The organism is Erwinia rhapontici (genome assembly GCF_012271765.1).
GTDB classification, from domain to species: Bacteria; Pseudomonadota; Gammaproteobacteria; order Enterobacterales; family Enterobacteriaceae; genus Erwinia; species Erwinia rhapontici.
This window is the reverse complement of record NZ_VRKO01000018.1, coordinates 249,964-276,485: the sequence shown is the minus strand read 5'-3', so window position 1 is coordinate 276,485 and position 26,522 is coordinate 249,964. Positions and strand designations below refer to the sequence as shown.

The 26,522-nt window shown below is 57.4% G+C and carries 24 protein-coding genes and 2 pseudogenes; 13 read left to right on the top strand and 13 right to left on the bottom strand.

Annotated features, from left to right (window positions below):
• The first annotated feature begins 15 nt into the window (after positions 1-15).
• Entirely contained in the window at positions 16-927 is a 912-nt protein-coding gene (locus tag FVB43_RS24165) for a LysR substrate-binding domain-containing protein (protein WP_167864914.1), read from the top strand.
• A 44-nt stretch (positions 928-971) separates the two neighbouring features.
• Here the strand turns inward: FVB43_RS24165 and FVB43_RS24160 are convergent.
• Positions 972-1,184: pseudogene (locus FVB43_RS24160) on the bottom strand (putative quinol monooxygenase); the annotation flags it as partial.
• Positions 1,185-1,758: 574 nt separating this feature from the next.
• On the opposite strand from FVB43_RS24160, the gene FVB43_RS24155 reads away from it, so the two are divergent.
• Positions 1,759-1,938 (top strand): hypothetical protein, encoded by a 180-nt coding sequence (locus FVB43_RS24155; protein ID WP_159336625.1) that lies wholly within the window; start codon positions 1,759-1,761, stop codon positions 1,936-1,938.
• On the opposite strand, the gene FVB43_RS24150 is transcribed toward FVB43_RS24155, so the two are convergent.
• The 5 genes from FVB43_RS24150 to FVB43_RS24130 are packed head-to-tail and all read right to left on the bottom strand — an operon-like array spanning position 1,935 to position 7,749.
• Positions 1,935-2,723: an ABC transporter ATP-binding protein gene (locus FVB43_RS24150; RefSeq protein ID WP_167864912.1), complete on the bottom strand. Its 789-nt coding sequence runs from the start codon at positions 2,721-2,723 to the stop codon at positions 1,935-1,937. The two genes, FVB43_RS24155 and FVB43_RS24150, sit on opposite strands and share 4 nt — an antisense overlap.
• A 12-nt stretch (positions 2,724-2,735) precedes the next feature.
• Positions 2,736-3,767: a FecCD family ABC transporter permease gene (locus tag FVB43_RS24145; protein ID WP_166653695.1), complete on the bottom strand. Its 1,032-nt coding sequence runs from the start codon at positions 3,765-3,767 to the stop codon at positions 2,736-2,738.
• Complete coding sequence (locus FVB43_RS24140; protein ID WP_167864911.1) at positions 3,760-4,749, bottom strand: FecCD family ABC transporter permease; 990 nt, start codon at positions 4,747-4,749, stop codon at positions 3,760-3,762. The genes FVB43_RS24145 and FVB43_RS24140 overlap by 8 nt, the downstream gene beginning before the upstream one ends.
• Positions 4,746-5,663: an ABC transporter substrate-binding protein gene (locus FVB43_RS24135; protein ID WP_242462179.1), complete on the bottom strand. Its 918-nt coding sequence runs from the start codon at positions 5,661-5,663 to the stop codon at positions 4,746-4,748. The genes FVB43_RS24140 and FVB43_RS24135 overlap by 4 nt, the downstream gene beginning before the upstream one ends.
• Complete coding sequence (locus tag FVB43_RS24130; protein ID WP_192933168.1) at positions 5,653-7,749, bottom strand: TonB-dependent receptor; 2,097 nt, start codon at positions 7,747-7,749, stop codon at positions 5,653-5,655. Before FVB43_RS24130 ends, FVB43_RS24135 begins: the two co-directional genes overlap by 11 nt.
• Before the next feature lie 457 nt (positions 7,750-8,206).
• On the opposite strand from FVB43_RS24130, the gene FVB43_RS24125 reads away from it, so the two are divergent.
• The 5 genes from FVB43_RS24125 to FVB43_RS24105 all read left to right on the top strand — a co-directional run bounded on the left by FVB43_RS24125 (position 8,207) and on the right by FVB43_RS24105 (position 12,551).
• The gene (locus tag FVB43_RS24125) at positions 8,207-8,602 is read left to right on the top strand and encodes a (R)-mandelonitrile lyase (protein WP_197931322.1); all 396 of its coding nucleotides are present in this window, start codon (positions 8,207-8,209) and stop codon (positions 8,600-8,602) included.
• A 125-nt stretch (positions 8,603-8,727) separates the two neighbouring features.
• Positions 8,728-9,657, top strand: a complete 930-nt coding sequence (locus FVB43_RS24120) for a LysR family transcriptional regulator (RefSeq protein WP_167864910.1) — start codon at positions 8,728-8,730, stop codon at positions 9,655-9,657.
• 203 nt (positions 9,658-9,860) lie between these two features.
• Entirely contained in the window at positions 9,861-10,931 is a 1,071-nt protein-coding gene (locus FVB43_RS24115; RefSeq protein WP_133842008.1) for a Gfo/Idh/MocA family protein, read from the top strand.
• Positions 10,931-11,773, top strand: coding sequence for a sugar phosphate isomerase/epimerase family protein (locus tag FVB43_RS24110; RefSeq protein WP_167864909.1), 843 nt, complete (start codon positions 10,931-10,933; stop codon positions 11,771-11,773). Before FVB43_RS24115 ends, FVB43_RS24110 begins: the two co-directional genes overlap by 1 nt.
• On the top strand, positions 11,766-12,551 hold the full coding sequence (locus tag FVB43_RS24105) for an alpha/beta fold hydrolase (protein ID WP_167864908.1): 786 nt from the start codon (positions 11,766-11,768) through the stop codon (positions 12,549-12,551). The genes FVB43_RS24110 and FVB43_RS24105 overlap by 8 nt, the downstream gene beginning before the upstream one ends.
• 8 nt (positions 12,552-12,559) lie before the next feature.
• On the opposite strand, the gene FVB43_RS24100 is transcribed toward FVB43_RS24105, so the two are convergent.
• The gene (locus FVB43_RS24100) at positions 12,560-14,284 is read right to left on the bottom strand and encodes an SgrR family transcriptional regulator (protein WP_159336617.1); all 1,725 of its coding nucleotides are present in this window, start codon (positions 14,282-14,284) and stop codon (positions 12,560-12,562) included.
• A gap of 169 nt (positions 14,285-14,453) precedes the next feature.
• Here FVB43_RS24100 and FVB43_RS24095 point away from each other — a divergent pair, with 169 nt between their 5' ends.
• The 4 genes and pseudogenes from FVB43_RS24095 (at position 14,454) to FVB43_RS24965 (ending at position 17,847) form a co-directional block, all read left to right on the top strand.
• A complete protein-coding gene (locus FVB43_RS24095; RefSeq protein WP_197931320.1) occupies positions 14,454-15,158 on the top strand; it encodes a ribulose-phosphate 3-epimerase in 705 nt (234 codons plus the stop codon).
• 52 nt (positions 15,159-15,210) lie between these two features.
• Positions 15,211-17,145, top strand: coding sequence for a PTS fructose transporter subunit IIABC (locus FVB43_RS24090; RefSeq protein WP_167864907.1), 1,935 nt, complete (start codon positions 15,211-15,213; stop codon positions 17,143-17,145).
• A gap of 176 nt (positions 17,146-17,321) precedes the next feature.
• Positions 17,322-17,468: pseudogene (locus tag FVB43_RS24970) on the top strand (helix-turn-helix domain-containing protein); the annotation flags it as partial.
• Between the two features lie 49 nt (positions 17,469-17,517).
• On the top strand, positions 17,518-17,847 hold the full coding sequence (locus tag FVB43_RS24965; protein ID WP_479691062.1) for a LysR substrate-binding domain-containing protein: 330 nt from the start codon (positions 17,518-17,520) through the stop codon (positions 17,845-17,847).
• Here the strand turns inward: FVB43_RS24965 and yghX are convergent.
• The 5 genes from yghX to FVB43_RS24060 all read right to left on the bottom strand — a co-directional run bounded on the left by yghX (position 17,828) and on the right by FVB43_RS24060 (position 22,580).
• Positions 17,828-18,715, bottom strand: a complete 888-nt coding sequence (gene yghX / locus FVB43_RS24080) for a YghX family hydrolase (protein WP_133842001.1) — start codon at positions 18,713-18,715, stop codon at positions 17,828-17,830. The two genes, FVB43_RS24965 and yghX, sit on opposite strands and share 20 nt — an antisense overlap.
• A gap of 77 nt (positions 18,716-18,792) precedes the next feature.
• Complete coding sequence (locus FVB43_RS24075; RefSeq protein WP_133842000.1) at positions 18,793-19,737, bottom strand: aliphatic sulfonate ABC transporter substrate-binding protein; 945 nt, start codon at positions 19,735-19,737, stop codon at positions 18,793-18,795.
• A complete protein-coding gene (locus FVB43_RS24070; RefSeq protein WP_167864906.1) occupies positions 19,734-20,606 on the bottom strand; it encodes an ABC transporter substrate-binding protein in 873 nt (290 codons plus the stop codon). Before FVB43_RS24070 ends, FVB43_RS24075 begins: the two co-directional genes overlap by 4 nt.
• Positions 20,603-21,751, bottom strand: coding sequence for an LLM class flavin-dependent oxidoreductase (locus tag FVB43_RS24065; RefSeq protein ID WP_159336612.1), 1,149 nt, complete (start codon positions 21,749-21,751; stop codon positions 20,603-20,605). The genes FVB43_RS24070 and FVB43_RS24065 overlap by 4 nt, the downstream gene beginning before the upstream one ends.
• A 166-nt stretch (positions 21,752-21,917) precedes the next feature.
• On the bottom strand, positions 21,918-22,580 hold the full coding sequence (locus FVB43_RS24060; protein WP_133841997.1) for a DUF3313 domain-containing protein: 663 nt from the start codon (positions 22,578-22,580) through the stop codon (positions 21,918-21,920).
• A 110-nt stretch (positions 22,581-22,690) separates the two neighbouring features.
• Between FVB43_RS24060 and FVB43_RS24055 the strand changes: the two genes are divergently transcribed.
• Both FVB43_RS24055 and FVB43_RS24050 read left to right on the top strand, forming a co-directional pair.
• On the top strand, positions 22,691-23,305 hold the full coding sequence (locus FVB43_RS24055) for a TetR/AcrR family transcriptional regulator (RefSeq protein ID WP_133841996.1): 615 nt from the start codon (positions 22,691-22,693) through the stop codon (positions 23,303-23,305).
• Between the two features lie 30 nt (positions 23,306-23,335).
• Positions 23,336-23,623, top strand: a complete 288-nt coding sequence (locus FVB43_RS24050) for an Rdx family protein (protein ID WP_133841995.1) — start codon at positions 23,336-23,338, stop codon at positions 23,621-23,623.
• Positions 23,624-23,720: 97 nt separating this feature from the next.
• On the opposite strand, the gene FVB43_RS24045 is transcribed toward FVB43_RS24050, so the two are convergent.
• On the bottom strand, positions 23,721-26,102 hold the full coding sequence (locus tag FVB43_RS24045; protein ID WP_167864905.1) for a TonB-dependent receptor domain-containing protein: 2,382 nt from the start codon (positions 26,100-26,102) through the stop codon (positions 23,721-23,723).
• Positions 26,103-26,522: the final 420 nt, after the last annotated feature.

Genomic DNA, 26,522 nt, shown 5'->3' with positions numbered 1-26,522 from the left:
GAGAAGGTCATATTCATGCGCAGAAAAATTCCCAGCAGTGCTTCACTTCAGGCATTTGAGGCCGCCGCCAGGCACGGTAATTTTGCGCGGGCCGCAGAGGAATTGTCATTAACGGAAGGCGCCATCAGCCGTCAGATTGCCCGCCTGGAGTCTCTGCTCGATTGCAGACTGTTTGACCGTACGGGAACCCGGGTAAAGCTCAATCCAGTGGGGGCTCGCTATGCCCATCACGTGCGGCAAATACTGGAACGGCTCGAACGCGATACTCAGTACGTTATGGGAATGCCCGAAGGCAGCAGAACGCTGGAAATTGCCGTCCTGCCGACGTTTTGCAGCCGCTGGCTTATCCCCCGCCTCAGTGGCTTCCAGTCTTTATACCCGGACATCACCTTGAATATCGCGGCCAGAACCGATCCCTTCATTCTCACCGGGAGTGGCTTTGACGCAGCCATTCATTTTGAGCATCCGGCATGGGCAGGCATGCGTATGAACGTTCTCTTTGAGGAGAAACTGGTGCCGGCGTGCCATCCCGACCTGTTAACAGACGAGGATATCTTTAGTCAGTTGAATACTCTGCCCCGGATTCACCGACGGCAGAATCCGGAAGCGTGGCCTCATTATGCCGGGCAAAGCGGGATCGTCCTTGATAACCCGGCTCAGGGTGTCCGCTATGACCTTCATGAAATGGCGATAGCGGCTGTATTAGCAGGACAAGGGGTCGCCATGGTGCCTCGCATCTATATCGAAAAAGAGCTTAACAGCGGGTCGCTTGTTGCACCCTGGCCGCAATCAGAACAACTGAGCAAGACATTTTGTTTAGTCAAATCGGTTGAAACCGCAGTCAATGAATCTGCATTGCACGATTTTGAGCACTGGTTGCAGGCAGAATCATTGCTGATGACATCAGAATCATTGCTGATGACATAATGGTGGGCAGCTTTGTGCCGGGAGCAGACATAATCTCACATCAAAAAGAGAGGGGCGGCACAGGACAATTCAAGCGCTGCACGATCCGGCCATTCCTCTATAAAAATAAAATGCCCCGGATCCTTTTCATCGATATACAGATCATAAGCGATGCAAAGAGGTTCCTTTTTTGTGGCCGATATTAGCTCACGGTACAAAGGCATAACTTTTTCAATCCCATCAGGTTTTATAAAATCTTCGGCAATGACTTTTAGCATTACAGCCTCTAAAGATAAAAAGAATATACATAAAATGGCGAAAAAAAATGTTTTGGAAAAATGGCTCAGAGCTGCGCCTGAGAAATATCAAAAATCATTATCCAACATAACTGTTTCTATCCATCCTTGTGTTCGCTTGTCGCTGATAGCCGCCAGTTCCATCCTACCACTATATCAGGCGTTTTCTTAACACCGACCCACCAGAAAAAATGTCATCTCCACAGGAGATCGCCGTCGTGGTTTTAAAACCCACCGCGAGCACCCTGTCGGCGGGGATGAGGCCAGCTTGAGGTAAGCCGGACGTCACGCGCCAGGGATGGCGCGTGCCGAGGCACGCAGGGATGCGGATTTTGCCGTTCCGGCGTGCTCAAGCTGGCCTTAGCCCGGTTGCCAATGATGTCAGCAACACCTGCCGTTGACCTGAGTCAGTGTGCAGACCATCACGCACAGATTGGCCCATTGCGTTATGGTTCCGACGAGCAAACATGCGTGGTATCGGCCTTTATGCATAGCCCTCTTTCCGTAATGGCATACGTGGATTACGCTGAGAGTAAAACCCCAACGGAGTCACATCATGCCACTCTTTATTGCGTTACTGGTTGCCCTGCTCACTCCCGGCACCAACGCCATTGCCGCCAGTGACAATAGCGCCTGCCAGCAAAGCTGCTATGTGCAGAACAGCCGCTGCGATCGGGATAAAAACAGCGGCTGTAGCGGCGCATTGCAACGCTGCGTGCAGGCGTGCCCCCGCTAGCCGTGTTCTTTACTGAGCGGGATCACCAGCGGTGTACCGTAGAATGGGTCATCGATAATGCGGCAGTTCAGGTCAAACACGGTTTTTACCAACGCTTCACTGAGGATCGCCTGCGGCGCCCCTGCCGCCACCACGCCGCGCTGATGCACAGCGACCAGATGGTCGGCATAACGACAGGCCAGATTGAGGTCGTGGAGTACCATCACAATGGTTTTATTCTGCTGGCGATTCAGGTCACGCAGCAGATCCAGCACCTCAATCTGGTGGGCAACATCAAGAAAGGTCGTCGGCTCATCCAGCAGCAGAATATCGGTGCCCTGCGCCAGCGTCATGGCAATCCACACCCGCTGACGCTGCCCACCCGACAGCGCCTCAACCGGACGATCGGCAAGCCCTGCAACATGGGTAGCGTGCAGAGCAGCATTAACCTCGTCTTCATCCCGGGCTGACCACTGCTGCAACCAGTTCTGCCAGGGGTAACGCCCCAGGCTCACCAGCTGGCGCACGTTAATGCCTTCCGGGGCTACCGGGTTCTGCGGCAGGATCGCCAGCTCACGGGCCACCGCAACGGTCGACTGCTGCTGAATATCCTGACCGTTGACGCGGACCGATCCGGACTGCGGCTTCAGAAGGCGCGCGAATGATCGCAGCAACGTGCTTTTTCCGCTGCCGTTGCTGCCGATCAGCACCGTGATTTTCCCCTGCGGCAGGTCAATATCCAGACCGTCAATAATGGTCTGATTCTGGTAACTCAGGGTCAGATCGCGGGCGGCAATGGCCGTCATAGTTCAGCTTCCTTAGTGACGTTGGGTGATCAGCAGAGTTAAAAAGAACGGTGTGCCGAGTACCGCGACAAAAATCCCGGCAGGCAGATCGGCGGGCAGAAACAGCACGCGGCCGATCAGATCGGCCAGTATCAGCACCATGGCACCGACCATCGCACTCATCAGCGCCTGCCCGGCAAATCCGGCGGCAACCAGACGCTTGCCGATATGCGGGGCAATCAGCCCGACAAACGCCATCGCCCCGCCCCAGGCAATCGCCACGCCCGCCAGCGCCACGCTCACCAGTAACAGCCCGCCGCGCTGCCACTGCACGCGCACGCCAATGCCGCCTGCCAGCCCCTCATCCAGCTGTTGCACCATTACCTGACGGGCCAGCCAGATCAATAAGGGCAGGATCGCCAGCAGCCACTGCGCCAGGGCAACGGCCTGCGACCAGGTGGCACCGTATACGCTGCCGGTCAGCCAGACGTAGGCCGATAGCGTGGTGGTCAGCGGGCTGAACACCAGGATCAGCGTGGTCACCGCCCCGAGCAGCGCCGACACACCCACGCCGATCAGCACCAGTCGCAGCGGTGATGCCCCCTGCTTCCAGGCCAGCAGCCAGACGCTGGCGGTGGCCAGCCCGGCACCCGCAATAACCGCCAGCGGCAACAGACTGTCGCCCAGCGTCATACTGAAGAAGGCCAGGTAGATCACGGCGGCCGTCCCGGCACCGCTGGTGATCCCCAGGAGATCGGGCGAGGCTAACGGATTGCGAATAATGTTTTGCAGGATCAGACCCGATACCGCCAGCGCCCCACCCACCAGCCCCGCCAGTACGATGCGCGGCAGACGGAGCTGCTGCACAATAAACGTCAGCCCGCCGGAGTCATCGCTAAACAGCAGCCGCAACACGGTTATGGGTGACATTGTCACTTTCCCCTGCGCCAGCGACAGCAGCATCACCAGCAGCAGAATACCCAACGCCAGCAACAGCCGTAACACGGTGTTCAGATTGATCTGGCGTGAAAAAGCGCCCCAGCGTAGCGCGATAATTTTATCCATAGCGCCCTCCACGCCTCGCCAGCCAGATAAAGAAAGGCGCACCAAACAGCGCGGTCATCACCCCCACCGGCACCTCCTGGGGCAGGATCACCACGCGGGCCAGGATATCGGCCAACAGCAACAGTAATCCGCCTCCCAGCGCGCAGCCTGGCAACAGCCAGCGATGATCGATGGAGAGGCCTTTGCGTACCATATGCGGCACCACCAGGCCGATAAAACCAATGCTGCCGGCCAGCGCCACGGCGCTCCCTGCCAGCAGCACAATCAGCCCCGCCAGCAGCAGGCGAACAGGCCCGGCACGCTGGCCCAGCGCGGTGGCTATATCGTCCCCGGCATTCAGCACGTTCACCTGCCCGGCAAACAGGAGCGTCACCGCCAGCCCAACAGCGCTGAGCGTCAGGATCGGCCATGCAGCAGCCAGTTCACGCTCACTGAGCGATCCGGCCAGCCAGAACAGCAGCGTATCCAGCCCCTGCTGGTCGATCACCAGCATCGCCTGGCTAAAGGCGGTAAACAACGCGGTGATCGATGCCCCGGCCAGCACAATGCGCAGCGGATTAAGACGTCCACGCCCGGCCGTACCGATCAGCCACACCAGCGTTCCCGCCACGGCGGCGCCGGCAAAGGCGCACCAGACCAACGCGTTGAGGGAAGCCAGTGAGAATACGGCGCTGCACAGGATAATACAGAAGGTGGCTCCGGCATTGATGCCGAACAGGCCAGGTGACGCCAGCGGGTTGCGCGTCAGCGCCTGCATCAGCGCGCCCGCAACGGCCAGACTGGCCCCCACGGCCAGCGCCATCAGCGTACGCGGCAATCGGGAGGTGGTCACCAGAATATGCTGGAGGTTCATACTATCGTGCCGGGTCAGCGCCGCCAGCACCTGCGGCAGTGATATCCAGTTGGCCCCGGCCATCAGGCTGAGCAACACGGCCATCAGGAGCAGCAGCGCCAGGATGCACAGTTTCATCGCTGGCGTCATGCTGGCTGCCCCGTAATCAGCAGGCGTTCGATATCTTCCAGCACCGCATTCGCGGCGATAATCCCGCCGGAGAGTACCCAGGTCACGCTGTCCACCTGCCACACCTGGTGGTGTTGCGGCGCCTGCATCTGTTTCCAGAGTGGATGACTGACCAGCGTGCGGTAATTATCCCGCACCACCGATTTTTCCGCGTGCAGCATGACAAAAAACAGATCGGCATTGACCACCGGCAGACTTTCGCGGCCGCTGAGTTTGATCGACACACCTGTTGCCTGGCGTGCGGCCTCATTCCAGTGAAAGCCGAGTTCGCTGAGGATCATGCCGGGAAAACTCTGCGGCAGATAGCTACGCAGATGGTCCGCACGGATATCCAGCACGGAGACCGTCAGCGGCCAGCGTGCTGCATAGTGCTGTTCCAGTAACTGACGCAGGCGATTAACGCGCTGTTGCCAGCGGAGTAGCAACGCGGCAGCTATCTGCTGACGATTGACCGCCCGGCCCACCGCCTCAACGGTCTGCTTAAATTCGTAGACGTTATCGAGCATCACCAGCGGCGCGATCTGCTTCAGCAGCGGCGCGATCGCCTGGTGGCGAAAGCGCGAGGCAATAATCACATCTGGCCGCAGCAGCACGATATCTTCAAGGCTGGGCTGGGTTTCCAGCCCGACGTGCGGCACACCGTTTAATGCCGTGCGCAGATAGCGGTAGGTGGGCTTTTCACTCCAGGAATCCACCACGGCGCAGGGGGTGATCCCCAGCGCCACGATGGCATCGGTCGCCCCCTGAAACAGGGTGATCACGCGCAAGGATGCGGTGCCCTGCGCCCTGAGCGGCAACAGCGCACCGGCGGCCAATATGCCAAGGCCTAGTCGCAGCACCCTGCGGCGGTCATTATGGGTGACATCAGAAATCAACGTTGTAACCCAGCGTCACCGTACGGCCACGGCCGGAGAAGTAGCGGTCCGGCTCCACCAGGGCACTCTGCGAATAATAGGTGATGTACTGCTTATCAAACAGGTTAGAGATTGCCAGGTTGACCCGTCCACGCGGCAGTTTATAGCCTACGGCGGCATCCACCAGCGCGTAACCGCTGAAGTCTTTATCCTCTTCATCAAACTCGCGGCTTAACGCCCAGTTGGCCTGAATAAAGGAGCTCCACTGCGGCGTCCAGTTCGCCGACCAGCTGGCAATAATGCGGTCCGGCGAAACATTCAGACCATCGAGTTTGGCATCCAGGCTACCGTTTTCATCACTGTCATAGCGGCCGCGCATATGCGAATAGCTAAGTTTCAGGCGGTGATCATCATTGACCGCATAACCCAGGGTGCCTTCGAAGCCGTCGATTTCGGTTTTCTCACGGCGCGTTACGTAGACATCCCCCACGCGGTCAACACGGCTACCCAGCTTTGAGCGGGACTGGTAGTAGCTCAGTTCAAAATCAAACGGCTGCTGATCGATACGGAAACCGTATTCGGTATTCTCGGTCACAATCGGTTGCAGGTTCAGGAAGGTCCCTGCACTCATCCCCGGCTGGTTAATGCCGCGCAGCACACGGCCGACATCCGGCATGGCAAAGCCCTGAGAGTAGTTGGCAAACAGGCTGAGTGGCTCAACGGGCGTCCATACCGCGCCAACGTTATACAGCGTTTTATCGAAACTCGGTTTCCCGCCGCCGACCGTCACACTGTTGGCGCTGGCGATGGTCTGGTAGCTGTCGATATCCAGGCGTGCATATTCATAGCGCACGCCACCGGACAGTTTGAGTGAGTCCACGGGGGCGACTTCAAGCTGCACAAACGGCGACAGATCGGTGTATTTAATTTCCGGTACATAGGTGCGATGTGTGCCCCACAGATCCTGCTTAGACTGGTCGAACAGCGTATCGAAGCCCAGGGTGACTTTCAGGTAGTCGTCCCAGATATCGTCTTTGGTCAGCGCCATTTTGGTGCCGTACTTGGTGGTGACCGCGCGCGACTGATCGTACAGCGTCCCCACCGGGGCAATGTTGGCATCCTGGAAGGAGCCGGACAGCGTTGATCCGAACAGGGCTTCATACTGCTGGTAATACGCCAGCGCCGACAGTTTCATGCCGGCCAGATTGTAGTTGTCGTAGGTTATCGCCGTGCTCCAGACCTCATTATGTGGCGCTTCGCCTTCCGGCGTGCCCTTGATCGAGGTGGTCGGGATGCCGCGTTCGCGGTCGCCGGTGACGCTGAGATAATCATTTTTGCCTTTGAGCTGGTAGTAGCTGGCGCTGAGCTGAATGCGCTGATCGTCATCCAGCCAGTAACCGACTTTGCCTAACAGATCATAAGCGCGGGAGTTCATCAGATCGCCCTGGGTGTTATCCACTCCCACCGGGCGGTTATTGCCATCCAGATACAGCCCCTGATCTTCATAGCTTACCGAGAACAGGTAATCGAGATACTCTTCGCGCCCGTCAACGCCATAGGTGGTTTTGTACCCCATGGTGTCGCCTTTGAGCTGCGAGGTCGGAGATGAGGCTTCCACGCCAAAATGCTGATTAAAGGCACCCGGTTCCGGCCGTTTGGTGATCAGGTTAATCACCCCGCCCGCGGCACCAATGCCGTTGCTGGCGTTGGCACCGTGGATCACCTCAATACGTTCGATCATTGAGGCATCAATGGTGTGCATTTCGCGCCCGGTAGGACGCAGCGGGTTCGACTGGGGAATACCATCAATCATCACCAGCGGGATGCGGCCGCGCAGGGTTTCGCCGCTGCCGCTCATTTTCTGACGGCTGGGGGAAAACGACGGTAACAGGTTGCTTAAAATCTGTGAGGTATCAGAGGTGATCTGCCGCTGCTGTTCAATCTGCTGTTGGGTAATGATGGTGATGACCTGCGGGGAATCTTTCTTCTCACTGGCGGTACGGCTGGCGCTGACCACCATATCTCCCCCGCTATCGGCTGTTTCTTCAGCATAAAGTGGCCCTGCCATTAATAACGGCATCAGCGAACATAGCGCCCTGACTTTCATCTCACGATCCTTTTTACCTGGAGGAAAACCCGCTTTGGTGCAGGTTAAATGTGCCAAAGGGCACCAGTAGGAATGCGAATGCGATTATTATCATTATCATTTACGGTAACAATAGGAATAATTAGACATTCTTCCTTACATATTCCTTACACCAAAAGTGAAAAGCTGCTTTAATTTGACTTAACAGACTGATGAAAAACAGAAAATATCGGTTTTCGCCTCTGCTGATGCGTCTCTGAACGAACGCTGTTTTTTGCCGATAAATGTGACGCAGATCACCTTCACCCGTCTCAAAAAAACAGAACTGGCGCGTAAACAGGACCAAAAAATGCCCGTATTACCGTCTTAAAAGACGATTTATGAATTTTTTTCATCACTTCTATACACCAGACGTTCTCAATCGTATGGCGCTAATCCCCTATGATGGACAGATATCAATGTAGAGGAAAATAAGATGATCGAGATTATTAAACACGGCAGTAAACCTGCGGCAGCTGGCCCGGCAGACTATTTCACCGGTAAGGTGGAAATCAACGCACCGTTCAGCGCTACTGAACCGGCCCGCGTGGGCGGTGCGACCGTGACGTTTTCCGCCGGGGCGCGCACGGCGTGGCACACTCACCCGCTGGGGCAAACGCTGATTGTCACTGCAGGCCAGGGCTGGGTGCAGGAGTGGGATAAGGAAGCACAGGCGATTACCACCGGGGATATCGTCTGGATCCACCCGGGTGTGAAGCACTGGCACGGTGCAGGAGCGGATACCACCATGACGCATATTGCGATTGCTGAGGCGCAGGACGGTAAAGCGGTCGACTGGCTGGAGCATGTGAGTGAGGCGCAGTATCAGCGCTAATGGCTGACTTTGATGGCTGACCTTCTCCGGTCAGCCCCGCCCGACCTGAACACAAGCCCCCTACCCGTGAATGCCGTCAGGCGCTACACTGCCTGCCTTCCCCCTGAGATGTGCCGAGGTCTCGCGTGTTAAAAGATAATTTCAACGATCTTATTTCCCTGATGGTGGTGGCGCGCGAACGCAGTTTCACCAAAGCGGCCGCGAAACTCGGGGTCTCTCAGTCGGCGCTCAGCCACTCGATTCGGGCGCTGGAAGAGCGGCTTGCCCTGCGCTTGCTCACGCGCACCACTCGCAGTGTGGCCCCCACCGAAGCCGGTGAGCGCTTGATTAATTCCATTGGCCCGCGTTTGACAGAAATAGAGTCTGAGCTGATCGCCATTACAGAAATGCGCGACAAACCCGCCGGTAATATTCGACTGACGGCCGGAGAGCACGCGGCGCAATCCACCATCTGGCCTGCCCTGCAACCGTTTCTGCACCAGTACCCCGATGTGAATGTGGAAATCACCGTCGATAATACCCTGACGGATATTGTCAGCGGCCGCTACGATGCCGGATTGCGTTTAGGTGAGCAGGTGGCGAAAGATATGATCGCAGTGCGTATCGGGCCTGACTGGAGTATGGCGGTGGTCGGTTCACCGGATTATTTCGCCCGCTATGGTCGCCCGCAAATACCGCAGGATTTGCAGCAGCACAACTGTATTAATATGCGCCTGCCGACCATGGGCGGGTTATATGCGTGGGAATTTAAGAAGGATCAGCGGGAAATACGCGTGCGGGTTGAAGGGCAGCTGATTGTGAATTCGCTGGTGCCACGCATTGATGCCGCCCTCTCCGGCCTGGGACTGGCCTGCTTACCGGAAGATACCGTCGCCGATCACCTTGCCAGCGGCACACTTGAGCGTGTGCTGCTCGACTGGAGCGAACCCTTTGCGGGCTATTATCTCTATTATCCCAGCCGTAAGCAGCATACAGCGGCTTTTTCGCGCATGATTGAGGCACTGCGCTATCCGCGCCAGCACGCGTTTGCCGCCCCCGCTGCACCCTCCCTTTAAACACGCAGTTTCCGCTTTTACTGCCTCTTACAGCAGTAAACTGTGACCTCCCCCGCGATAAATGACCGGTTTTGGCTAAAACCGGAAAAAATCCCCGCGTTGATGTTCAGTTTTCCGGTTTTCTTTCCCTGACGATAATCACTCCATCAGGCTGCGGCTGCCGCCGTAGCTCAACTATCCCTGTAGGGGTAAAGGAGAGCGTGATGGAAACTTCGGGTAAAATTAACGTCGGTGTACTGGGCTGCGGGCCGATCTCGCAGGCGGGTCATTTTGAATCCTGTATCAAAGCCAGTAACGCCCGGTTGTATGCCATTTGCGACAGCGCCGATGACCTGCGCCAGCGCATGGCCGCGATGTGGGCGCCGGAAGTGGCGTATGCCGATTATCAGCAGATGCTGGATGATGAAAAGGTCGATGCGATTATTATCGCCACCGCCGATGCGTTCCACGTGCCCCTGGCGATTAAAGCGTTAAAAGCAGGCAAACACGTGCTGTGTGAAAAACCCCTCGGGATCACGGTAGAAGAGAGCGAAGAGCTGGTACACATTGCGCAGACCAGCGGCAAATTATTGCAGGTCGGCCATATGAAACGCTTCGATGGCGGCATTCAGGCGGCGCGTGATTTCGTTCAGCAGGAGATGGGCCAGGCGGTGGCGTATAAAGGCTGGTATGGCGATAACAGCCACCGTTACACTGTCACCGATGCAGTGCAGCCAAAAATGATTACCAGCGCGGCAAAACGCAAACCCAGCGTCGATCCGAAAGCGGACCTGCAGCAATACTATCTGCTGGCACACGGCAGCCATCTGGTGGATACCGCCTTTTACATTAATGGCACCATCACCGATGTGGAAGCGCGTTTCCTGCATCGCGGCGGGGTCCACTGCTGGTTTATTGATATCGGTTTTGCCAACGGCGCGCTTGGCCAGCTTGATCTGAGCGTTGGTGTACGCATGGACTGGCATGAAGGTTTCCAGCTTTATGGCGAAAACGGCAGCGTGCTGGCAAAAACCTATAACCCGTGGCTGTTCAAATCCAGCGATGTCGATATTTTCCATGAAAAAACGGCATGCTGGCAGCGCCCGTTAGCCGCCGATGGTCATTTTTATCGCCGCCAGCTGGAGGCCTTTGCCCACGCTATCCTCACTGAACAACCGGTGACCGGTACCAGCGTGGAGGAAGGTCTGCATGTGGTTCAGGTGCTGGCCGCTATCCAGCAGTCGGTACGGGAAGGTCGCAGTGTATCGGTCACCAGCGCGCGGGGGTCTGTCTGATGTATAGCGGCATATTCTCGAAAACGTTCGCCACCGCCAGCGTGGATGAAAACTTCGCCCTGATAAAACAGTGTGGCTTTCAGGCCACCCAGTTTAACTACGCCAGCGCCGGGCTGCCCTCCCTGCCCACGGCCGTCCCGGAAAACATCCTCGACGAGATCAACGCCGCACGCGTTAAACATCAGATAAAAATGGAAGCCATCTCAGCGACCTTTAATCTGACGCATCCCGACGCGGCGGTGATTGCACGGGGGATGGCATCACTGGAGACCATTGCGGCATCGGCCGCCCGTCTGCACTGCCCGCTGTTAACACTGTGCAGCGGCACGCTGGATGCCGATGACCAGTGGCGCGCGCACCCGGAGAACAACAGCCCCGCCGCCTGGCGCACACTGTTACGCTCGATGGAACAGGCGCTGGCGATAGCCGACCAGTACCAGGTCAACCTCGGTATTGAGCCGGAGCTGGCCAATATTGTGAATTCCGCTGCCCGGGCGCGTCAGCTGATCGATGAACTTCAGCACCCGCGCCTGAAAATTATTTTTGACCCGGCAAACCTGTTTGAACAGGCAGATGCGGCCCAGCAGCAGCGCGTGATGGGTGAGGCCCTGGATCTGCTCGCCCCGGCCATTGCCATTGCCCATGCTAAAGACCGTGATGCCCGCGGTGAGTTTGTTACCGCCGGGCACGGGGTACTCGATTATCCGTGGTATATCAACGCGCTGCATACCGCCGGGTTTGACGGCTGTGTGGTCACGCACGGCCTGCCAGCGGACGATGCCGCTGGCGTCAGTGCTCTGCTGGCGCGCCTGATACCGCAGACGGGAGGGGTTCATGCTTAGTACCTTTACGCATCAGGGGCTGGCGCTAACTTACAGCGATAATCGTGCGGCGGGCCCGGTGCTGGTGTTCCAGCACGGTCTGACCGGGGACCACCAGCAGACACGTCAAAGTTATACAGCCGAAGACTGCCGCCTGATCACTCTCGAATGCCGCAGTCATGGCGGTTCTGCGCAGGGGGATGAAGCGCAACTGGGCATTATCCCGTTCGCCAGCGATCTGAGCGCGTTGCTCGATCACCTGGAGATTGAACAGGCGCATTTTGCCGGTATTTCAATGGGGGCGGCCATCGTTGCCCGGTTGGCCGCACAGCAGCCGCAGCGCGTGAGCAGCCTGACGCTGGTGCGCCCGGCCTGGCATCAGCGGCGCAGCCCCGCCAATATGGTGCCGTTTGCCCTCGCGGCCGATTATTTGCACTATTTCCCGGTGCACACCGGCCTTGAGGCCTTCCGTCAGTGCGGCCTGTTCACCACCCTGGCTGCCCTGTCCCCTGATAATGCCAGCGCGCTGGAGGCGCTGTTCAGCAAGGAAGTGGACCCGCAGTTACTGCGGCGTCTGGTGTTGTGCGATCCGGGTTTCGACAGCGAAGCACTGCGTGCCCTGCCGGTTTCACGTCGAGTGGTAGGCTGCGCGGAGGATGAGATCCACCCGCTGGCACTGGCGCAGGCGGTGGCTGCCGATCTGCGCGTTCCATGTGATGAAATCACGGCCAAATCCCGCGATAAAGCAGCCTATTTCGCCGAACTGACCGCCATCCTTCAGCAGCAGATACACGCATAACCCTCAGATTACTCAATCCACAGCTGGCTGAAGTCTGGCCAGCCTAACGTACTGAGATCGCGCCAGGTAAAGGCAGAGTCCGATTCGTAATCCAGCCAGTGATGGAACAGCGGCAACAGCCAGCGCTGCTGGGTGATGCGCATAAACCAGCGGGCGATGGCGGGCATAAAGCGCTCGTTCTCGTGCTGGCTGTATTGCTGGATCAGCAGATGCAGGCTCTGCGTCATCTCCTGCGGCAGATGTTTTAACACCGGGTCCGGGATCATCCAGCTCAGGGCCGAATAAATATCGTCGAAGTCGATCATAAAGTTGCTCAGCCACAGATCGGCCCCTTCCACTTTCCCGCTCATAAACTCCAGCCAGCTGACCTGTTTGATCTGGCAGCTGATGCCATGCTGCTGAAGGATAGCGACAATGCCACGCGCCAGCTCACTCAGCTCCGGTTGTTCAAAAGTGGCCAGCACCAGCGGGCGATTATTGCCAAAGGAGGGGTTCGGCTGGCCGTAATCGATAATACGGTGGTTCCAGTCCGGCAGCATCCCGGTGGCATAAGCCAGCGCCGTTGAGTAGTTTGGCGTCAGCTGGCTGCGGCGCAGAATATCCAACGGTTGGAGCACCTCATTGAGAAAACGCCGCCAGTGCATATCCGCGCAGTGACCTTCACTGTCAATCAGCAGGAAACAGCCGCCCTGCTCCAGCTTGCGTTCGGTGGGCTTATTGATCGACTCGGCCTGATGCGTATGCAGCAGCGTGATAAAGCTCATGTTCAGCTCCTGCGTATCGAAGCGATAGACATTCACCTCGTCGATCATCGGCCTGCTCTGGTGGTAGTGACTGTTGCGCCGCAGACAGAGAACGGTATCGCTATGCTCGCTGATGCAAAACGGGCCGCTGCACAACCACTGACCATTACGCGTTTTGAATAGCCGCGCGGCCAGTACCGAAAGCAGACCGGGGAAGTTTTCCAGTGGCCGCTGTAGCAGAAAGCTTAGTTTTAATTCACCATCGAGTGAAATCTCGCTGATATCGCTAAACAGAGCGCGAAATTGCGCCGAATGGCGGGCATGTTCAAGGCAGCGGCGTACCTCATCCGCATTGATTTTACTGCCGTCTGAAAAGTGCAGGTTTTTACGCAGAAAAAACTGCCACTGAGTAAAGCTGTCGTTGTGCAACCAGTAGTGCGCCAGGTCCGGCACCACCGCACGCTGAAAGGGATCGTAACGCGTCAGGCCGCTAAAGCACTGGCGGATCAGGTGGCGCTCGGTGCGACGCTGCGGCAGCAGCGGATTCAGCCCGTCAATCGCCCGGTAATACGGGATTTTAAGCTGCACTTCATCGTTGGTGATAAAAGTGCCGAAATTATCGCGGATCAGATCTTTGATCTTCGGACTGCTGCCGCCGACCATTTTCAGCGCTTTATCGAACTGGCTGTGCTCCAGTAAGTCGCTGAGATTGTGCTGTTGCAGCGCCTGCGGGGTGATCAAAAAGCGTAACGAAGAGCGTTTTCCCCGACCGCGCTGGGGCTGCCAGTCTATCCACCCTGATTCCCGCATCCGGCTTAACAGAATGCGCGCATTACGCGGCGTACTGCTCAGGGCATGTGCCACTTCATCCACCTGCAAATGCGCAACATCATGCGCGGCGTAAAGCATATAGAGTCGCTGAAAATGCTCACCCAGTGCGGCCATCATCTTACCTGTTTTGCTGTTTTTTCCTATTTTAGGGCAAGACATGTTGCCTGACTGTGATCGTATTCATATTCATTTCCGGTTTTAACGAAAACCGGAAATGAATTTATCCGTGGCGCTGTGTTTTTAAGCGACAGCAAAAAATCAATGATGAAGATAAGGCGGGTCAGCCTGTTGGCCCGAATTAATCGACTCTGTGAACAAGGACATGATGATGACCACAACCCCACGTACCCACTGCCTGCAACAGCTGCCTACTGACCGCCTCCTGGCTGAAATGTCGGTATGGTCAGCCGACCTCGCCCATCTGGCCGATGACATCACTCGCGTCGATGAACTGGCGGATATCTACCATGTTGACGTTGCTGACGGCCACTTTACCCCCTCAATGCTGTTTTTCCCGGACCTGGTGGCGGCGCTGCGCAAGGTCACCACCAAACCGCTGCATGTTCACCTGATGGTATCCGACGCGATCCTGCTGGAGCAGATCGACCAGTTTGCCGAGGCCGGTGCCGATATCATCTCGATTCAGGGGGAAAATCAGCCCATCGAACAGGCGCTGGCGCGGATTGAGCACCACGGCTGTGCCGCCGGGATGGTGTTGCAACTGCATACCCCGGTCAGCGATTTAACGCCGTATCTCTCCCGCCTGGCGTTTGTCACCCTGCTCGGCACGCGCATGGGAGTCAAAGGTCAGGGACTGGCCGATGAGGCTTACGACCGGCTGCAACAGGCACGCCGTCTGATCCAGGATTCCCCTGCGCAGCAACACATCTTCCTCGCGGCCGATGGTGCCATCCGTGAACATACCGTGCCGGAACTGCGTCGCAGCGGAGCGGATACCGTGGTCATGGGATCGCTGGCGTTTAATGCCCCCGACTACCCGGCCACTATGAACTGGATACGCACCCTGCCGTAAGTCACCCGATCTTATTGCTGTACCCCCTACTGACCGACCGAGAGGCTGCATAATGATTAACACACTTATAAATGAAACATTAATCTGCCTTGATTTACACGCCACCCGCAAAGAGCAGGTGTTCAGCGAGATGGCTGAACTGCTGTTCCGTGCCGGCAATATTACGGATAAAGCGCAGTTTATTGCCGATGTGCAGGCGCGCGAAGCCATTGCGAACACCGGGTTTGAAGATGGGATTGCCATTCCTCATGCAAAAAGTGCCGCGGTGAAACATCCCGCCGTCGCTATCGGCATCAGCCGTCAGGGCATCGATTATGGTGCTGAAGACGGTCAGCCCAGCCGCCTGTTCTTTATGATCGCCTCGCCTGAGCAGGGTGCCGACCACCATATCGAAGTGCTGGCGGCATTCTCCGGGAAGTTTATTGAGGACGGTTTCAGTGAACGTCTGCTGGCCGCCGACAGCCCGGCGGCCGTCATGGCGCTGCTGACCGCCCCCACCCAGACGTCTGCGTCCACGGTTACCGCAACCAAAGGCTTGCTGATCGGCGTTACCGGCTGCCCGACCGGGATCGCGCACACTTACCTGGCGGCGGAGGCGCTGGAACAGGGAGCACGTGAACTGGGTTACCAGATTATTGTCGAAACCAACGGCTCCATCGGCGTGCGTAACAGCCCGACGGCACAGCAAATTGCCGAGGCCGACGCCATTCTGGTGTGCAGTGATAAACAGGTGGAGATGGCGCGTTTTGCCGGGAAGAAGCTGATTCAAACCCCGGTCAAAGCCCCGATTAAAGCTGCGCAGCAGGTGATCCGCCAGGGGCTGGAAGCCCCGTTGTATCAGGCTGATAAATCTTCCGGCAGCAGCAGCGCGGCTGCGCAGCCTTCAGGACGCAGCGATATCTACCGTTTTCTGATGAACGGCGTGTCGCATATGATCCCCTTTGTGGTCACCGGTGGGCTGATGATCGCTCTGTCGCTGGCCATTGGCGGCCAGCCCGGCCCTTCCGGCATGAGTATTCCCGAAGGCAGTATCTGGCAGTCGGTGCTGGATGTCGGTGTGGTGGCCTTCAAACTGATGATCCCGATCCTTTCCGCCTATATCGCTTACGCTATCGGCGACCGCTCCGCGCTGGCCCCCGGTTTTATCGGCGGCTGGATTGCCAATACTGGCAGTTTCTACGGCGCAGAAGCGGGAACCGGGTTTATCGGTGCGATCCTCGCCGGGCTGATTGTGGGCTATGTGGTGCGCTGGCTGGCTACACGCCGTTACCCCAAAATGGTACAACCGCTCGTACCGATCCTGATCGTTCCCCTTACGGGTACGCTGTTTATTGCCGGGCTGTTTATTTTTGTGATTGGCGCACCGATTTCCAGCGCCATGACCGGAATGAATCATCTGCTGGTGTCGCTGAATGGCAGTAGCCTGGTGCTGCTGGGTATTGTGATAGGCGGCATGGCCGGGTTTGATATGGGCGGGCCGGTGAATAAAGTCGCCTTCCTGTTCTGCCTGAGCATGCTGACGGCAGGCCATGCGGAGTATATGGGCGCAATTACCTGCGCCATTCCGGTAGCCCCGCTGGGGATGGGTCTGGCCACGTTCCTGTCCCGTAAGCTGTCGCTGTTTGCTGGTGAAGAGAATGAAGCCGGTAAAGCCTCGTTTGCGATGGGTCTGGTGGGTATTTCTGAAGGGGCCATTCCGTTTGCGGCACGCGACCCGCTTAGCGTGATCCCGGCTAACGTGATCGGCAGTATGGCGGCAGCGGTGATGGCGTTCCAGTTGGGCATCACCAATCAGGTTGCGCACGGCGGGCCAATTGTGGTCCTGCTGGGCGCGATGAACAAACCGTCACTGGCCCTGCTGACCATGTTTACCGGTGCTCTGCTGACGGCGGTGATTGCCATTGCGGTGAAATATATGCGCGTGAAGGCGGCACAGAATAAGCGCGCCGTCACCACCGCCTCCATGCAAAAATCCGCCACCCACTAACCCCCCGACAGAGCGAGCCGGACGGCTCGCTCTGCACTTCAGCCCTGTTTATCAACGCTGAATGCAATGTCTTTCGTTGCGTCAAGCACCTGCAAACGCGAGGTCAGCGCTTCACGAATAGAGTGGTACGCCTTGCTGCCCAGCGCCAGACGAAACAATTGGCATGAAGAGGTGAAATGAAATCACCAATACGAACCCCCTCGATCTCTGACCTGAAAGCCTTTATCGCCGTGGCAGAGCAACGTAGTTTTCGCCGGGCGGCAGAATTATCAGGCGTGACCCGCTCAACCCTGAGCCATGCTATTCGCGGGCTGGAAGAGCGCCTTGGCGTGCGCCTGCTGCACCGCACCACGCGCAGTGTGGCATTGACCGATGCCGGAGAAAAGCTGCTGCGGCGCATTACACCGCACCTCAACGGGCTGGAGCAGGCGCTGGAAGAGGTGGCGGATGCACAGGGACAATTACTGCTCAGCCCTGATGGCCGGGGCCGCTCTCCAGGGGCTGGGGATCGCCTATGTGCCAGAAAGCCATGTGCGGGAAGCGCTCAATCAGGGCACGCTGGTCAGGGTACTGGAGGCATGGTGCCCGCCAGTCCCTGGTTTATGCCTCTATTTCCCGGCGAATCGCCATATGCCCGTCAGCCTGAGGGCGCTGGTAGATATGATCAAACGCCAGAGTCCGGTTACACCAGATACTGTTTAAACCAGGCGATGGTTCTCTCCCACGCCAGATCTGCCGCCGCTTTGTCATAACGCGGCGTCGAATCATTATGAAAACCGTGGTTCACGCCTTTATACACATAGCCTTCGTAGACTTTATGATGCTCTTTCAGCGCAGCTTCATAGGCCGGCCAGCCCTCGGTAATCCGTGTATCCAGCTCCGCATAATGCAGTAGCAGCGGCGCTTTGATTTTGGCCACATCTTCCGCTTTCGGCTGGCGACCATAAAACGGCACGGCAGCGCCCAGTTCGGGATAGGCCACGGCCGCCGCATTCGCCACCCCGCCGCCATAACAGAAGCCGGTTATGCCCACTTTGCCGCTGGCACCATCGTGCTGCATCAGAAACTCAATCGCCGCAAAAAAGTCGTTCATCAGCTTTGTCGGGTCAATCTGCTGTTGCAGCTCGCGCCCTTTCTCATCATTGCCCGGATAGCCGCCAACCGAACTCAATCCGTCCGGGGCCAGCGCAATAAAGCCGGCTTTCGCCACCCGCCGCGCCACATCCTCGATATACGGGTTCAGCCCGCGATTTTCATGCACCACCACCACTGCAGGCACCTTCCCCGTGACTTTCGCCGGACGGACGAGGTAACCCTTCACGCTCCCGTGTCCCTGCGGGGACGGGTAGTGAATATACTCCGCGAGAATATCGGGATCGGTAAACTCAACCTGCTGCGCATAGGCATAATTCGGCGTCAGTAAGGTGCCGAGTGCCGCCGCCGACAGGCCACCGACAACAAACTTCGCCGCGATATCCAGAAACTCACGTTTCGTGATTTTACCGTGTACATAGAAGTCAAAATATTCGAGCAGTTCAGGAGGGAAATCTTTTGCCGTCATACGTGTCATTAGCCAGGCTCCGTACGGTGCATAAAACGTGGGGCCGACGTTGCTGGTCGGCCCGGTTTGGCAGGATAGCGCGTGAGTTACAGTTCCACGCTGTGACCCTGAATATCAGGAATAGCCTTAATCAGCCCCTGTTGCAAGTACCACTCAGCAACATGCTGAATATGCTGGCGCTGCTCTGCCCCTACTGACGACAGCGGAACAGTATTGACCTCGCCCAGCCGATCGCCCAGCCCTTCGCCCAGACGGCCCATCTGTTGTGCCCAGATTTTCCCGGCTTCATGCGGGTGCGCTTTGGCCCAGACATTCTGCTCTTTCATCACCTGCCAGACGATCTTCACCACGTCCGGATGCTGGCGGTTAAACTGCTCAGTGACAAAGTAACCCACGGCGTTCTCCGATCCCAGCTGTTTGCCATTGGTCAGCAGACGCCCTTCGTAGCTCTGACGCGCCAGCGACAGGAACGGGTCCCACACCGCCCAGGCATCCACATGACCGCCGACAAAGGCACTGCCGCTGTCCGTCGGCGTCAGGTACTCTTTCTGTACTTCGCTCTCTTTGATCCCGGCCGTCTGCAACGCGCGTGACAGCAGATACTCTCCCGTGCCACCCTTGTTCACCGCCACTTTTTTACCGCGCAGGTCCGCCAGCGTTTTCAGCGTGGAATCGTTGCGCACCACAATGCCTTCTCCATCAGGCGACATCGCCTGATAACCAAAGAACACCAGCGGCAGCCCGGCGGCAATGGCGGTGACAAAGGCCGTGGAGCTGCCGGTGGTCATATCAATGGCATTGGCATTCATTGCTTCATAGGCGGGTGCCGCTGATGAGAACGGCCCTGCCCATTCCAGTTTTACGTTGTGCGCAGCCAGCGCTTTTTCCAGGCTGCCATTCTCTTTCGCCAGCGCCAGGTCGGTCGGTGCCCGTAAAAAGCCTATTCTCAGTGTGATCTCGTCTGCGGCCTGCGCCGTCATTGTTACGCCTAACGCCGCAGCGACCAGCCAGCGCAGCACTCCCTTATTCATGCCTGTACTCCATTGTCGAGCGCAACGTTAATCCGCAGCGCCTGGGTGATAAATCGGGCGGCCAACAGATCGTCGGCCTGCTGTTGCTGCTCTGCCAGCAGTTCCGGGGTCACCCGGTGAATGCCCCACGGGCGGGATCGAATAGTCGAGAGCCAGCTGGTGACGCTGAGTGAGCCGGGAAGATGCCGATGGATCAGCTCCGCGGCCTGCTGACTGTTGCTGGCGATCCAGCGGTCATTCTCGGCCAGTACCGTCAGCAGGATTTCCGCCTGCTGCGCAGACTGATGCAGCCAGCGTTCACGGCACCAGAACAGGGAACGGTTGCGGATCACCTCGCCCACCTGAACAAGGCAGCGCACCTTTTTAGCATCCTGTGCCGCGGTTAGCCAGGGATCGATAGCCGCCCACAAATCCACCCGTCCCTCGCGCAGCGCACGGGCAGACTCACTGCCGTTAAGGTCAACCAGCTGGGTATCGTCCAGTGTCAGCCCGTTCTGCAACAGCAGCCGGGCGAGGAAATGGTCGGTAAACGATCCTTTCATGCAGGCGATGCGCGCGCCTTTGAGATCGCTGGCGCTCTGACGCGGCCCGTCTTTCATCCCGAGCAGCGCGCAGTTTGCCGTCCGGTCGGGTGAGGCCGCCAGATAGGCCACGTCCAGACCGTTGCCCTGTGCCAGCAGCGGCGGCGTGGACCCGGTGCCGACGACATCCAGCCGTTGTTCTGCCAGAAAAGTGGCACTGTCGCCCCCATGCAGATAATCCGTCCAGACCACGCCGCCCTGCGCTGCCAGTGCCGTTTCCAGCACGCCGCGATGGCGCAGAATAAACAGTGAAAGATTGTTCGGGTGACTGCCAATACGTAACGTCATCCACGATCCTCCTGCTGCCCCACCGGGCTGTCCCACAGATTGCTCCAGGTGAAAGTATTACCGGAATCATCGGCCACGTGCGTCACCGTGGGCGCGTCCAGCGACAGACGCGGTAACACCAGCTGGCTGAAGCGTTGTGCTTCCTCCACCAGCGGGAAACCGGACAGGATAAACACCTCTACGCCGGCCTGCTGATAGTCACGCAGTACGCGTTCAACGGTTTCCGGGCTGCCGACAATCGCGGTACCCGGCCCCGGACGGACCAGGCCGATGCCAGCCCACAGATTCGGGTAAATCTCCAGCTCACGCGGGTTTTCCGGGCGGGCGTTATTGTGCAGTGCGCTCATGCGTGCCTGACCGACAGAATCCGATCCGGCGGCCAGCGCCTGGCAGGCAGCAATCGCTTTATCGTCCATTGAACGGTACAGCTCCTCCACCGCCTGCCACGCGGCTTCATCCGTTTCCCGCAGGATCACATACAGACGAATGCCAAAGCGCAGCGTGCGCTGATGCTGAAGCGCTTTCTGTTTCACGGCGGCAATTTTCTCTGCGGCCTGCGGCGGCGTTTCACCCCAGGAGAGATAGGTATCAATATGTTTTGCCGCAACGTCCTGCGCTGCCTCCGATGAACCGCCGAACCATAGCGCAGGCGGTGGGTAGCCACCGTTGCCCAGCGCCAGACGGGCGTTGCTGATATGCAGGTGTTCACCTTCGAAATCCACCGTCTGTTCTGCCAGCAACGGCTTCAGCACGGTAAGAAACTCATCGCTTAACTGGTAGCGCTGGTCGTGTTCAAGATGCAGACCATACGCACCCAGGGTATTTTTATCGCCGCTCACCACATTGAGCAGCACGCGTCCCTGGGAGAACTGGTTGAACGTCACCGCCATTTTGGCCAGCAGCGTGGGGGAAACCAGCCCAGGTTGGATCGCGATCAGGAACTTCATCCGTTGCGTCAGCGGGATCAACGAAGCCCCGACAATCCAGGGGTCGTGCGCGCCGGTGGCCAGCAGCGCGCCGGTAAACCCCAGATTATCCACCGCCTGCGCCACTTCCTGAAACCAGGCATAGTCGATTTTGCGACTGCCGGAGGCGGTCCAGGGCTGCGGCCCGTCGGGGGCGGTGAGATACCAGTAGATTTCCATTAAGGCTTCCTTCTTTTTTTTGCCTGAAGTAAACGACAGCAATAACAAAGCCGCACAGACAGAACAAAGAAGAAATCGGGGAAAGTTCAGCGTTAAAAAGCATTTAGAAAAAAAGCGGCTCTGCGGCCGCTTCTGTTTCCGGGTATTTCCTGGTGTTGACGTCAGACTATTTCAGCACAGCCAGCAGCTGGTCAGCCCCTTTATCAATGCCCACTTTAGCGGCCGACAGGGAACCAAAGCTGGCCCCGACATTCATTGCATTGGGATACTGTTTCGTCACCCAGGCCTGTAATAACTGGTTATTGTCGGCCTGATAGATCTCAACGGCATAACTGACTGAACCGTTCATCAGCCCTTCCCGCCCACGCACCGCCTGCACAATATTGTACGGCCCACCCGCCAGATCGAACTTGGTGAACGTTCCCAGCACCGGCGTGGTGGTCTCGGCTCCGGTAAGCGTCAGCTTAATGCGCAGCGCCTGTGGCGAGGGATGCTGGCTGGGTGAAAACCGGGTTTTCAGCACCTCGTTGCAGCGCTGGTACAGATAATCGGCCAGCTCCTGACGATCGGCCTGGCTGAGATCGCCAAACTGATTATCCGCGCCCTGATAGACGATGACCGGATCCACCGTCACTGTGGTGTATTTTTTCCAGTCGACCTGGCCTGCGGTGCGCCACGGCTGGCGATAGGCATCCTCACCGCTGTTAGGCCGCAGCTGTTCAGCAGACGATAACCCGGCATAACGTGGCGGCTGCGTGCCCGCACAGCCTGCCAGTATTAGTGAGAGGAGTAATAAAGACGATGTAAAAACCTGGCGTTGAGTGAACATAAGAATATCCTTTTTTATAAGTGAACCGTACTGTACGGTATAGTTATGCCCTGGCAGGATTTTTCTGTCAATAAAATGTACACTCGGGTTTATTTTTCGCGGGAGAGCCGATGAAAGTCCGAACTGAAGCACGCCGTGAGGCAATCGTGGAAGCTGCCGCACAGCTTTTCCAGGAGATGGGTTACGAGCGCGCGTCCATGAATGAGCTGTCAAAGCGCCTTGGCGGCTCCAAAGCCACGCTGTATAACTATTTTCCCTCGAAAGAGGAGCTGTTCAGCGCGGTGATCCGCACCTATGCCACTCAACATTTGACAGACGCCGCCAATGTACTTAACGATGCGGTGGCGAAAAGCGTCACGCTGGAAGAGAAACTACAGCGCTTTGGCGAGCAGATGTTGCAGGTGATGACCACGGATAATACCGCCCTGTCGGTTTATCGTATGGTGGTGGGAGAAGCCGGGCATTCCGATATGGGCATGCTGTTTTATGAATCCGGCCCGCGTGAGAGCGTGGAAAAACTGGCGCGGTTGTTCTCGTCAGCGATGGATAACGGCGCGCTGCGCCTCGGCGATCCGCAGGTACGCGCCTTGCAGTTTCTGGCACTGCTGACCGCTGAAATTGAAATCCGTATTTATCAGCGCACCGCTCCGCCAATGAGCGAGAAGCGGGTACGTGAAATGACAGCCTGCGCGGTCCGGATGTTTATGGCCGGGGCTGGAAAATAATCTTCTCAATACGATGGTGAGGTTACTTGCATGAGCCAATTACCGGTTGTCACGATCCAATATTGTTCCCAGTGCAACTGGATGCTGCGCGCCAGTTGGATGGCGCAGGAACTGCTGCATACCTTCAGTACCGATCTCGGTGCGGTTACCCTCATCCCCGGTACCGGCGGCGTGTATGAGATCACGGTAAATCAGCAGGTGATCTGGAACCGTAAAACCGATGACGGCTTCCCGGATGCCGCCGAGATCAAACGCCGCCTGCGCGCCGTCTGCTTCCCGGAGCGGGATTTGGGGCATATTGATCAGCACGCAAAATAAAGGGCTGACCAAAAAAGAAGGTCAGCCCCTACGCAATCCTGTACGGGGCGACCCTTTTTTCTGGTCGCCCGTGCTGGTGTTCAGCGTTTGCTTTACATCAGAAATCGACGTTCACACCTAACTGGAAGTTACGTCCTGGCTGGACGGCCAGTGAGCGATCGTTGATATCCACCTGAGTTTCCCCGGTCATATTACGGCTGCTGAGATAATCCCAATATTTACGATCGGTCAGGTTATATACTCCACCGCTTAGCTTCACGTTCTTCGTCACTTTCACCCAGGCCGTCATATCCACCATGCCGTAACCCGGCACGCGCGTATATTCCGTGGTGGCGTCCGTCAGCGCACCTCCGCTGTTCAGGTAGCTGTTGCGGTTGGTGCTCTGCGCCTGCTTCCCTTTAACAAAAGTCGCGGTGATCGCCGTACCAAAGCGCTGCGCCGGATCGTCAAACGCCACGCCAACCACGGCTTTCATCGGGGCCACGCTGTCGAGGTCAACATACTTGTCGCCATCATAGCGGGATTTGGCCTGGCCCTTGCTGTAGCCCAACGCAAAGGTGGTACTCAGGCCGTTAACCTGATCAAACCAGGTGCCATAGTTGATTTTGGTGCTGACTTCTCCGCCCCAGATATAGGCTTTATCACGGTTTTCTGCCTGATAGATAGTGGCTATATTCGCAGGAACGTTAACGAACTTATCCGGTGCCGTAGCGCGAGAATAACGGGTCGACGCAATAAAGTTTTTGTACGTGTTATAGAACATCGCACCGTGCAGCGTTACGCCTTCCGTTGCCTGGCCCTTCACGCCCCATTCAACGTTGTTACTGGTTTCCGTTTCCAGATCGGTATTGCCCAGCAAGGCATACTGACGGTTTCCGGCGTAGCTGGAACCGAGGTTCCATGAACCATACAGCTGGCTGGCGTTCGGGAACTGCGCGCCGCGCTTGTACTGCACGTAGGTCATCAGCTGCGGGGTAATATCATAGTTAAAGCTGATGGACGGCAGCAGCTGCGTATCGCTGTTGGTTTTTCCGTACAGCTTCTCTGCATCGGCAGGCGTCAGCACATCCGTGCCCGCGGCCATATTGGCGAGGTTCTGCGGTTTGGTTTCCTGATGCGCCACACGCACGCCCGGCACCACAGAGAACGCATGACCATCAAGGTCAAACAGGATACTGTCCTGCACAAACGCGCCCAGCACCAGGGTACGGCTGTCACCCTCAGGTTTGGTGGTCATGCTGGTGCCGCTCTGTGCCGGAGACTGGCTGAACGGGCGTTCGGTTTCTGAAAGTCGCCCGTTGATCCCGGCCAGCAGATCGTGGCGACCCAGCGTCTTCGCCAGTTGGGCTTCGTAGCCGTACGTTTCCACGTTGTAATCAGAGTACACGCGCTGCATGGCACCCGCAGTGCCTAATGGCATCAGCGTATTGTCGTGTGCTTCAGTGTGCTGGTAATAAATTTTATTACTCAGGCTGTCGACCCAGTCGTTACCCGGTGTCCACTCATCTTTCAGGCTGACACCCCAGCGGCGGGTGTTGCTTTGCTGGTTCGCATCGCCCAGTAAGGTATTGCCGTCAGTGGCCCAGCTGTCATAGCGGCTGTGATTCACTTTGCTGTAAAAATCGACCGTTCCGGTCAGCTTGTGTTCATCGTTCGGCTGCCAGATACCGGACGTCAGCAATGCGTCGGAGTGCCAGTTTTCCGGGTAAGCGTCAAGTTCATCGCTGTTATTACGGGTCTGCTGACCATCACGGCGGCTGTACACCATCAGACCACGCAGGGTTTCATCCCCGGCGGCAGCGGTGATGCCGTTATGCCAGCTGCGGCTGGAGGAGTCGTAATCGCTCTGGAAGCCAAACGCAGTGTGTTTGCCCGGCGTCAGATAATCATCGGCTGATTTCGGCAGGAAGGAGACGGTACCGCCCAGTGCGGTATTCGCACGTGACGTTATCGTTGCGCCGGATTCAATCTCGACGCGACCGTAGAGATAAGGGTCAATGTAGTCACGGCCGATGCCGAAGGTGTTCACCCCGGCACGGCTGGCGTAGCTGCGCCCGGTGGCTTCTGGCTGCGGGATGCCATCGACGTCAAGCGCCACGCGGTTACCTTCCAGGCCACGGATGTTATAGCCGGTGTAGCCGCCCCGGTCGAAGCCGCTTTTGCCCGTGGAAGAACCGCTGCTGCTGCCTACCGCGCCGATCAGCGGCTGGTAACGCATGATGGTGCCGAAGTTATTGCCACCACGCTGCTGCATATCGGCAGCATTAAGGGTGACTGAACTTCCTGCCACTTTCTTCACTTCTGGCGACAAGACGGTCATCACCGCATCATCCTGCGGCGTGTTTTGTTGGCGGGCTTTGGCGGACGATTCATCGGTCTGCTCAGCCGCGGTAAGCGGCGTGGAGACGGCGGCGGTGAACAGTGTCCCCACGACGAGAGACGTGTGCAGTAATCCCTGGCGGGATGAAAACTTAATCATGCGAAATACCTGCGATGTTATTATGGGTATTCGCTCAACAACGGCTTCAGGAATAGCAATTAACAAAGCCCTGTGGCAGGGCAAACAACGTTTATAATTTGCGACATAATATATGAATGATAATCATTATCAACATTAATGTTGCATTAGATTACCGTTTCCTGCGTCATTATTTCTTTTGTCTTACAAATGTAGGGGATGACCTTTTTTTTTGGTCGACCCGAAAAACAACGTCAACGTCAACGTCAACGTCAAGGTCAACGTCAAGGGCGTTTCGCTTTCCCGCTGCGCGGGCTGAGCGACCCAGGGCGGCCAGTCGCCGCCGCCCTGGGGGCCCGGGCTTTGCGGCAGGCGCTGCGTCCACTGCGTGGATACCTTCGCAAGCATCGTTCACCGACGGAGCAGTCGTGACGGCACATC